General features: G+C 62.0%; 10 protein-coding genes. 7 read left to right on the forward strand and 3 right to left on the reverse strand.

Annotated features, from left to right (window positions below):
* Positions 1–229: 229 nt before the first annotated feature.
* Both FN369_RS08150 and FN369_RS08155 read left to right on the forward strand, forming a co-directional pair.
* Positions 230–484 carry a type II toxin-antitoxin system Phd/YefM family antitoxin gene (locus FN369_RS08150; protein WP_142525670.1) on the forward strand — a complete coding sequence of 85 codons (255 nt, stop codon included), beginning with the start codon at positions 230–232 and terminating at the stop codon, positions 482–484.
* On the forward strand, positions 484–909 hold the full coding sequence (locus FN369_RS08155) for a type II toxin-antitoxin system VapC family toxin (protein WP_142525671.1): 426 nt from the start codon (positions 484–486) through the stop codon (positions 907–909). Before FN369_RS08150 ends, FN369_RS08155 begins: the two co-directional genes overlap by 1 nt.
* Before the next feature lie 86 nt (positions 910–995).
* Here FN369_RS08155 and FN369_RS08160 read toward each other — a convergent pair whose 3' ends face one another.
* Together FN369_RS08160 and FN369_RS11210 are read right to left on the reverse strand one after the other, a co-directional pair.
* Entirely contained in the window at positions 996–1,304 is a 309-nt protein-coding gene (locus tag FN369_RS08160) for a mobilization protein (protein WP_142525672.1), read from the reverse strand.
* A complete protein-coding gene (locus FN369_RS11210) occupies positions 1,274–1,474 on the reverse strand; it encodes a hypothetical protein (protein ID WP_178087756.1) in 201 nt (66 codons plus the stop codon). Before FN369_RS11210 ends, FN369_RS08160 begins: the two co-directional genes overlap by 31 nt.
* 248 nt (positions 1,475–1,722) lie before the next feature.
* On the opposite strand from FN369_RS11210, the gene traA reads away from it, so the two are divergent.
* Both traA and FN369_RS08170 read left to right on the forward strand, forming a co-directional pair.
* A complete protein-coding gene (traA, locus tag FN369_RS08165; protein ID WP_142525673.1) occupies positions 1,723–4,509 on the forward strand; it encodes a Ti-type conjugative transfer relaxase TraA in 2,787 nt (928 codons plus the stop codon).
* A complete protein-coding gene (locus FN369_RS08170; RefSeq protein WP_142525674.1) occupies positions 4,506–5,111 on the forward strand; it encodes a hypothetical protein in 606 nt (201 codons plus the stop codon). Before traA ends, FN369_RS08170 begins: the two co-directional genes overlap by 4 nt.
* Positions 5,112–5,154: 43 nt before the next feature.
* Here FN369_RS08170 and FN369_RS08175 read toward each other — a convergent pair whose 3' ends face one another.
* On the reverse strand, positions 5,155–5,619 hold the full coding sequence (locus FN369_RS08175; RefSeq protein ID WP_142525675.1) for a MerR family transcriptional regulator: 465 nt from the start codon (positions 5,617–5,619) through the stop codon (positions 5,155–5,157).
* A 123-nt stretch (positions 5,620–5,742) separates the two neighbouring features.
* On the opposite strand from FN369_RS08175, the gene merA reads away from it, so the two are divergent.
* Genes merA through FN369_RS08190 form a run of 3 tightly spaced genes read left to right on the forward strand, consistent with a single transcriptional unit; the run spans position 5,743 to position 8,507 of the window.
* A complete protein-coding gene (merA, locus tag FN369_RS08180) occupies positions 5,743–7,383 on the forward strand; it encodes a mercury(II) reductase (RefSeq protein ID WP_142525676.1) in 1,641 nt (546 codons plus the stop codon).
* A gap of 27 nt (positions 7,384–7,410) precedes the next feature.
* Positions 7,411–7,989, forward strand: a complete 579-nt coding sequence (locus tag FN369_RS08185) for a thioredoxin domain-containing protein (RefSeq protein ID WP_142525677.1) — start codon at positions 7,411–7,413, stop codon at positions 7,987–7,989.
* Positions 7,986–8,507, forward strand: a complete 522-nt coding sequence (locus FN369_RS08190) for a hypothetical protein (RefSeq protein ID WP_142525678.1) — start codon at positions 7,986–7,988, stop codon at positions 8,505–8,507. Before FN369_RS08185 ends, FN369_RS08190 begins: the two co-directional genes overlap by 4 nt.
* The last annotated feature ends 100 nt before the right edge of the window (positions 8,508–8,607 follow it).

Raw genomic sequence — 8,607 nt, forward strand, 5'->3', positions numbered from 1 at the left:
GCGTTTCGTTACTTCGGGCCAGGGCAGCTCCGAGGCATCGAGGACCGGCAAGGCCTGCCGTCCTCGCCCGTTCGGTGCTCGCGCCCTACAGACTGCGCTCCGCTGCGGCCTCGGGGCGGCTCCTTGACCTCTCTCCGCAGCCAGAAAAGCAAAGTGGCATTGACGAAAGAAAGTTTTTGTAGTAACGTTTATACATTAACATATTGCCCCTGACAGCAGGAGTGCGCCCATGACTATCACCACCATATCCAGCAGGGAGTTCAATCAGGATACCAGTCGGGCCAAGAAAGCCACTTCAGAAGGGCCGGTATTCATCACAGACCGCGGCAAACCCGCACACGTCCTGCTCAGTATCGAGGAATACCGACGCATCACAGGCAAACACCGGAGCATTGCGGATGCTCTGGCCATGCCGGGCCTTACCGATATCGAATTTGACCCGCCTCGCGTCAGCATCGGCCTTCGCCCGGCTAATTTCACCTGATGTTCATCCTCGATACCAATGTCGTGTCAGAACTACGCAAAGTGCGCCTGGGCAGGGCGCACCCACAGGTGGCTAGCTGGGCCGACAGCGTAGACGCCAAAACCCTCTACATCTCGGCTATCACTATCCTCGAAATCGAGATCGGAATCCTGCAAATCGAGCGGAAAGACCCCGACCAAGGGGGTTTGCTGCGTGCCTGGCTGGAAAAGCAGGTCTTACTGGAGTTCGAGGGCCGTATTTTCCCCGTGGATACAGCCGTCGCCCGGCGCTGCGCGACCTTGCATGTTCCTGATCCTCACTCCGAACGGGATGCGCTCATCGCCGCGACAGCGTTGGCCCATGGCATGACCATCGTGACCCGCAACGTCGCGGACTTTCACACAACCGGTGTGCCGCTGCTCAATCCATGGGAGGCGCTCCCATGAGCCAGAGCACTGACATCCAAACCCACATCCCCCAGGATGAGGGTGACGAATTGGCGGAAGCAAGAACGGATCACCACTGAGTGATATTACGCCTCGGCCTTCCGGGATTCTGGAATTGTTGCCGGTGCGCCGGTTTTACCATTCAGCAGATCGGCGAAGAGAGCCTTGTCGTCTTCGCGGGTGAGGAAACCTGGGAGCTCGCGCCGAAGCCAGTTGGCGAGGCGTTCGGAGAATTCGGCATCGCCGTTGTGTTCGAGACGGTCAAGCACCAACGCGCCGATGAGGATTTTGCGGCGGGTATCTCTTGCACGATCCTGCTTTGCCAGCCGTGCCTTGAGGGTTTTGGCGCGAGCCTCAAGCTGGGCTATTTGCTGTTCAATGGGTTTGCGAGCCATGGGTTTTCCTCGGTTCTGTCGTGATCGGCGGCATCGATGGCTGGCCGTGCCTTGTCCTGCATCTCGCGCAGGCAATTCGGGCAGACGCAGTGAGCTGCGTCATCCGCCGGCATCGGCGTGGCGGTCGGCAGTTTCGTGCACCAGCAACTGTCATCATTCTGGCAGGTCATCGGTACACTACAATTTGGACAAATCGATTGCATCGATCGGAATATCACCGGTTCTCGCTCAAACTTCCAGCATGTGTCTAAACTGGCCATCCATATCGGGTATAAAGATGCATAAATCTTCGACACATCTAGCATAGATTACTCCGCCAATATGACGATAGCTATCACTTAATGCGAAACGTAGTGAAGCTTTAAGTGCGCACTTACGAGTTGCTGCGCAACTCAGTGCTTGGTAGTAAGATCGTACCATGGCGATCTATCATTTGAGCATGAAACCCATGTCGCGGGCCTCGGGGCGAAGCTCCGTTGCGGCTGCGGCCTATCGGGCGGCCGAGAAGCTGGAAAACGCCCGTGACGGGATGGTGCATGATTTCAGCCGACGCTCAGGCGTTGAGCATGCCGAGATCGTCTTGCCGGAAAGTGCCGATGCTGAATGGGCCAAGGACCGTTCAGCTTTATGGAATGCGGCCGAGGCGTCTGAGAAACGCAAGGATGCGCGTGTCGCTCGGGAAATCGAGGTTGCCTTACCGCATGAGCTGTCCGCCGAGCAACGGCTTGAGCTGACGCGGGAGTTCGCCCAGGGCCTCGCCGATCGATATGGCGTGGCGGTGGATTTCGCGATCCACAGCCCGCACGGCCATACCGACGTTCGCAATCATCACGCGCACATCATGATGACAACGCGGAAGGTTGCATCGGAGGGGCTGGGCGATAAGTCGGAACTTGAGTTGGAGAACAAGCGCCTGGTGGCGCTGGGGTTGCCGACTTCGCATGAACAGCTTCGGGACATCCGTATCGGCTGGGAAGAACGGACGAACGAGCATCTGGCGCGGGCCGGGCTGGACATAAGGGTTGACCATCGCTCGCACCAGGAGCGCGGGCTTGAGATCGAGCCGACACAGCATATGGGCGTTCATGCCACGCAGATGGAGCGGCGCGGCAAGGATGTGTCGCGGGTTCGGATCGATGAAGACGCGGCGAAGCGCAACGCCGCGCTGATCCGCGAGAAGCCCGAGCAGGTACTGACACTCATCACCAATGAAAAGAGTGTGTTCGACCGGCATGACGTGGCGCGCACGCTGCATCGATACATCGGCGACGCGGTTGCGTTCCAGGCGGCCTTTGCCACGGTCATGGCTTCGCCGGCCCTGGTGGAATTGCAGGCCGAGCAGCGTGACGAGCGCGGGCAGGTGGTCGAGCAGGCGCGCTATTCGACACGGGAAATGGTCGGCATCGAGCGCGACATGGCGATCAGCGCCGATCGCATGGCGGATGGGCGGGGGGGCGGTGTCGCTGGACGGCGCGTGGCGGCGGCGATTGAGGCGCGGCCATTCCTCGCCGACGAGCAGCGAGCGGCGATCGAGCATGTCACCGGGCCGGGGCGGATCGCGGCCGTGGTGGGGCTGGCCGGAGCGGGCAAGAGCACGATGCTGGCTGCGGCCCGCGAGGCATGGCAGGCCGAGGGCTACCACGTTCATGGCGCGGCGCTGGCCGGCAAGGCGGCCGAGGGGCTGGAAGAGTCGGCGGGCATTGTGTCCCGCACGCTGGCCTCATGGGAGAGAGGCTGGGAGCGCGGGTTCAACCAGCTCGGGCCGCGCGACGTGTTCGTGATCGACGAGGCCGGGATGGTCGGCTCGAAGCAGCTTTCCCAGTTCATTCAGACGGTGGACCGGGCGGGGGCCAAGATCGTGCTGGTGGGTGATCCCGAGCAGTTGCAGCCGATCGGGCCAGGTGCGGCCTTCCGTGCCGTGGCCGAGCGTGTCGGCTTCGTGGAGCTGGAAGAAATCCGCCGGCAGCGGGAAGGCTGGCAGCGCGAGGCGTCCGTTGATTTGGGCCGGCACCGGACGGAAGAAGGGCTGGCGGCCTATGCCGAGCGCGGCGCAATCCGGCTGGAGGATAAGGCCGAGCACGCGCGGGATGCGATCGTGCGCGATGTGGCGGCCGATATGGAGGCGCGGCCGGACGGTTCGCGCCTGGTGCTGGCGCATCGCAACGCGGACGTGCGGGACCTCAACGAGGCGATCCGGACGGTTCGGCGCGAGCGGGGCGAGCTGGCGGACGAGCGGGTTTATCGCACGACCGAGGGCGAGCGCGCCTTTGCGCCGGGAGACCGGGTGCTGTTCCGCGAGAACAACCGCGAGCTGGGCGTGAAGAACGGGATGCTGGCGACCGTGGAGCTTGTGTCTGGCCCCGATGAGATGGATGGGCAGCGGTTGGTGGTGCGGCTGGATTCTTCCTCCGGGCCTGGGCGGGGCCGGGCCGTATCGATCCCGATGGCGGATTATGCCGCCGTGGATCACGGATATGCCACCACCATTCACAAGGCGCAGGGGGCGACGGTGGACCGGGCCTATGTGCTGGCTTCCGGGACGATGGACCGGCATCTGACCTATGTGGCGATGACGCGGCACCGGGACGGGGTGACGCTCTATGCCGATCGGGAGGAATTCAGCGACGTGGCCGCCCTGTCGGCGCGGCTCTCCCGATCTCAGGCGAAGGAAACCACGCTCGACTATGACCGGGCTGCCTATGCCAGTCGGCGGGGGATCGAGGTGCCGCCACGTGAGGCGGTGGCAGCGCGCGAGATCGCGGCGGGACGTGCCGGGTTCCGGGAGCGGTACGAGGCGCATCGGCAGCAGCGGATGGAAGAAGCCGCCCGAGACAGGCAGGCGCATGGGCTGGTGCGGGAATGGACGCGGCTGTCGGAGGCATACAACAAGGCGTTGCCGGCGCTGGCGGCTGATCCGGCTCTGGTCGGTGGGGCGCGGGCGGAGCTGCTGGGGTTTGAGCAGATGTTGGATCGTCATTCAGAAGCGGCGCGGATCCTGCGGGCGCGAGGCCGTGACTTTGGGGTGAAGGATGGATCTGCACTGGCGCGGGTGCTGGCGTCGCCAGACGCCGGGCGGGCCATTGGCCGGTTGATGGAGGGCGCGGAGAGAGACATGCGTGGCCAGCTGGCGCTTGAAGCCGAGCGGGCGGCCGCCCGGAAGCAGCAGGAAAGATCGGTGTCGCGGGATCGGGGGATGTCGATGTGAGTAGCGCGGAGGATCATCTCTACGGGCTGATGGAGATCGCCGAGCAGCAGCAGGCGGTCGTGCAGCGCATGCTCACCGGGCTGGCGGAGGAGCGAGCGGCGCTCGCTCAGGAGCGGCAGAAACTGGCGGAGGAAGCCTCGAGCCTCGAAGAGCGGGTGCGCGAGGCGGTCAGCGCCGCGGTGACAACGGCGTTGGAGCAGGTGGGCAAGGAAGGTGTCGCAACGGTCCGGAAGGCGACCAAACCGATTCTGGACGATCTGGCCGGACTGGCAGGGGGCATGGCGGTTGCGGAAAAGGCGCTGAGCCGGATCGTATCTTGGGCAAGCTGGCGGTTGCTGGGGTGGATCGTGGCCCTGACTGTCGGGTTGATGCTGTTCGGCTGGCTGAGCAGCACGGCCGTTGTCTGGTGGGACCGCACCACGGTCAGTCAGCTACGAGGCGAAATCGCCATGTTGCAGGCCAATCACGCCGCTTGGGTGAAAAAGGGAATGCTCGACAAGCTAACACGCTGCGAACCAGGCAATCGTCCCTGCGTCGCCATCAACCAAAGCGCAGGAGCATACGGGAAAAGCGGCGAATATCGCGTCCTCAAAGGGTATTGAGGCGTCGGCGAGGAACATTGCCACACGAAAGTGATCGGGGCAGTCAGATTGAGCCTGTTTGCCTAAAGAGTGCGTCAATAAGCTGGCACCCAGGCTGATCACCAACCTGACACTGAGCGATCAGGATATCGAGAACCTCCTGCATCCTTCGCAGATCAGCGATTTTTGCCTGGATATCTTCACGATGCTCAATCGCCATGTCCTGGACCTCGCAGCAGGGTATGCCACGCATATCGGCAAGCTTCAGCAATTTACGGACCTCATCCAGTGTAAAGCCGAGTTCGCGGGCCCGGCGGATAAATGTAATCCGCGCGACATCGCGATCGTCATAGACCCGCCGACCGCTTTCGCTGCGTCGAGCTCGCGGTAGCACGCCGGCCTTCTCATAGAATCTGATGGTCTCAATGCCACACCCGCTTCGCTCTGCGGCGGCACCAATCGGGACTTCCAGACCACCAAGTGCCGCTGTTGGTCTGGAACCTGACGAGTTCTTTTCACCCGCGATCATTGAAATACCCCTTGCTCCTGTAGTTACTCCAGGATCTATACCCCGGTATGCCCGATCGGGCCAATGCCGTGCCCGTGCCGTGGGTCGGTGATCCACCAAGCCTATATCTGGAAGGAAAGATGCATGGCGACGCTATCGCTACGGGTTACCGGAATGACCTGCGAGCACTGCGCGCGGACCGCCGAGGCAGCCCTGAACCGGATGCCCGGCATCGATGCCTCTGTCTCCTACGACAGCACTATCGCCGAGATCAGAAGTGATGCGGGTATTGAGATCGAGGCTTTGAGGGCGGCTGTAAGACCGAGCGGCTACGGGCTGGAGCCCCTGATCGGGTCAGCATCTCCGGGCCATGATGGTGATGTGGGGGGCAGTTTGCATGTTGCGATCATCGGCAGCGGCGGTGCGGCATTCGCGGCCGCGATCCGTGCCACTGAGGCTGGCGCACGGGTGACCATGGTCGAGCGGGGCGAGATCATTGGCGGTACCTGCGTCAATGTCGGCTGCGTCCCTTCGAAGATCACCCTACGGGCCGCGGAAATCCGCCATGAGCGGGAACATCACTCGTTCGACGGGATCGCCCGCAGTCAGGAACCTGTGGACCGGAAGCCGTTGCTCAACCAGATGCGCGATCGCGTAGAGGCATTGCGCGGTGCCAAGTATGAGACAATCATCGCCAACAATCCGAAGATCACATTGCTGCGCGGCGAGGCACGCTTCGCGGATGCACGGATGCTGACGATCACCGACCAAGCCGGCCAGGTTACACAGCTGGCGCCTGACCGTATCCTTATCGCGACCGGCGCGTCACCGATGATTCCGCCGGTGCCGGGTCTGGCTGACACGCCCTACTGGACCTCGACGGATGCTCTCTTCGCCGAAGAACTGCCCGCACGGCTGGTGGTGATCGGTTCGTCTTTTGTGGCCCTCGAACTGGCCCAGGCGTATCACCGCCTTGGCGTCGAGGTGACACTGCTGGCGCGCAGCACACTGCTTACGCGCGATGACCCTGAACTCGGTGCGGCACTACAGCAGGCATTCGAAGCCGAAGGCATCCGCGTGCTCAATGACACACAGGCCGAACGGATAAGCTATGACGCTGGTCGCTTCATCGTGGCCTTCGGTGCCGAGAAGGTCGAGGCGGAGCGACTGCTGGTGGCGACCGGTCGTCATCCCAACACCGAAGGGCTTGCCCTCGACAAGGCCAGCGTGACGACCGACCGCAATGGCAGGATCATCGTCGATGACCATCTGCGGACATCGGCTGCGAATATCTACGCAGCGGGCGATTGCAGCACGATGCCACAGCTTGTCTATGTCGCCGCGGCGGCCGGCACGCGGGCAGCGGTCAACATGACGGGTGGCGACGCCAGTCTCGACCTCTCGGTGGTTCCCGCGGTGGTCTTCACCGACCCAGCGGTTGCGACCGTCGGACTGGACGAGGGGCAGGCGAGAACGGCCGGAATCGAGGCCATATCGCGCCGTCTCGACCTGGAAAATGTCCCACGCGCGCTCGCCAATTTCGACACGAGGGGATTCGTCAAGCTGGTCGCCGAAGCCCGCACCGGCCGACTGATCGGCGCGCAGATTCTCGCGCACAATGCCGGCGAGATGATCCAGACCGCAGCTCTCGCCATCCGGCACCGGATGACGGTGCAAGAACTTGGAGACATTCTGTTCCCGTATCTGGTGATGACGGAGGGCATCAAACTCGCCGCTCAGACTTTCACCAAGGACGTATCCCAGCTCTCCTGCTGCGCCGGTTAATCATCATACAAAACAAGGATAATCCCCATGGTCAAACGTCTGATGTCAAAACATCTCCTCCCGCATCGAATGACGCTTCTCGCCGGACTTCTAGCACTGCCAGCAATGGCGCTCGGCTCGCCCTCCGGCGTGATGGGACCGAAGAACGCGCCGAGTCCGGCTGATCAAGCCGCGCCGCCCGCATCGTTCATCAGCAATGGCAAGACCGTGGAACTGGAGGCATTCAAAGGCCACCCTGTCATGCTCTGGCAGGTTGCAACCTGGTGCGGCAGTTGTCGGGCCGGACTGCGCACCTTCGCTCATGAGAAGGCACTGATCGACAAGTCGGATATTCTGGTCATCGTCCTGCGCGACTACAAGAATGGCGGTTATCCGGGCATCGGCATCACCAAATTCGCCGAGCAGACCGCCCCGAGTCTGATGCGTGATCCCCATTTCGTCTTCGGAGACGATACCAAAGCACTTTATGCGCTCTACAATCCACATCACTATGTCGATGTCTACGATCTGATCGGCACCGACAACAAGATCCAGGCCGTCTCGTCCACACCTTCGGCAACGTTCGGCAAGATCAAGGCTTTCATCGCGTCGGAACCAAAATCATGATCGCGACAACGATCCAGAATATCATCCAGATGCCGGTCGCGATCCGGCTTGCGCTGGCGGATCGGCGCACGCGAATCTGGGGCGCGGCGACCTTCCTGATCGGCCTTGGCTTCTATCTTCTGGTGCTGCCCGCAACCGATACCGGTGGAGCGATCGGACTGGTCTCTCTGCGCTTTCTTACCGTGGGTGAGGCTGGCCTGGCACTCATCATGGCGGCCCTGCTCGGCCTGACCACCGCGCTCGGGATCTACGGGTTGAAACAGGGTGCACACGTTACATCCGGCAAGACGATCCTGGGCGCGATCGTCGCGATCGTGCCAACACTTCTATGCTGCTCGCCAATTCTGCCCCTTGTAATTGCGACAATCGCCTCCGTACTGCCGGCGGCAGGAACATTGGGCCTGCCGATACAGGGTTTCATCGCCACGCATGAAACCTGGCTCTACGCGATCGCAATTATCTTCATGGCCTGGGGGCTTTACGCCAACGCACGACGCACACTTTATTGCACGTGTTGAACCGTTAGGGCCTTCTCTTGGCGACCAAGAGACAACACAAACATGACAGGAAGCCACTATGCCTAGCCGCCGCAACATAAGAGCTATGGCGGAATTTGGG

The organism is Methylacidimicrobium cyclopophantes, assembly GCF_902143385.2.
GTDB classification, from domain to species: Bacteria; Verrucomicrobiota; Verrucomicrobiia; order Methylacidiphilales; family Methylacidiphilaceae; genus Methylacidimicrobium; species Methylacidimicrobium cyclopophantes.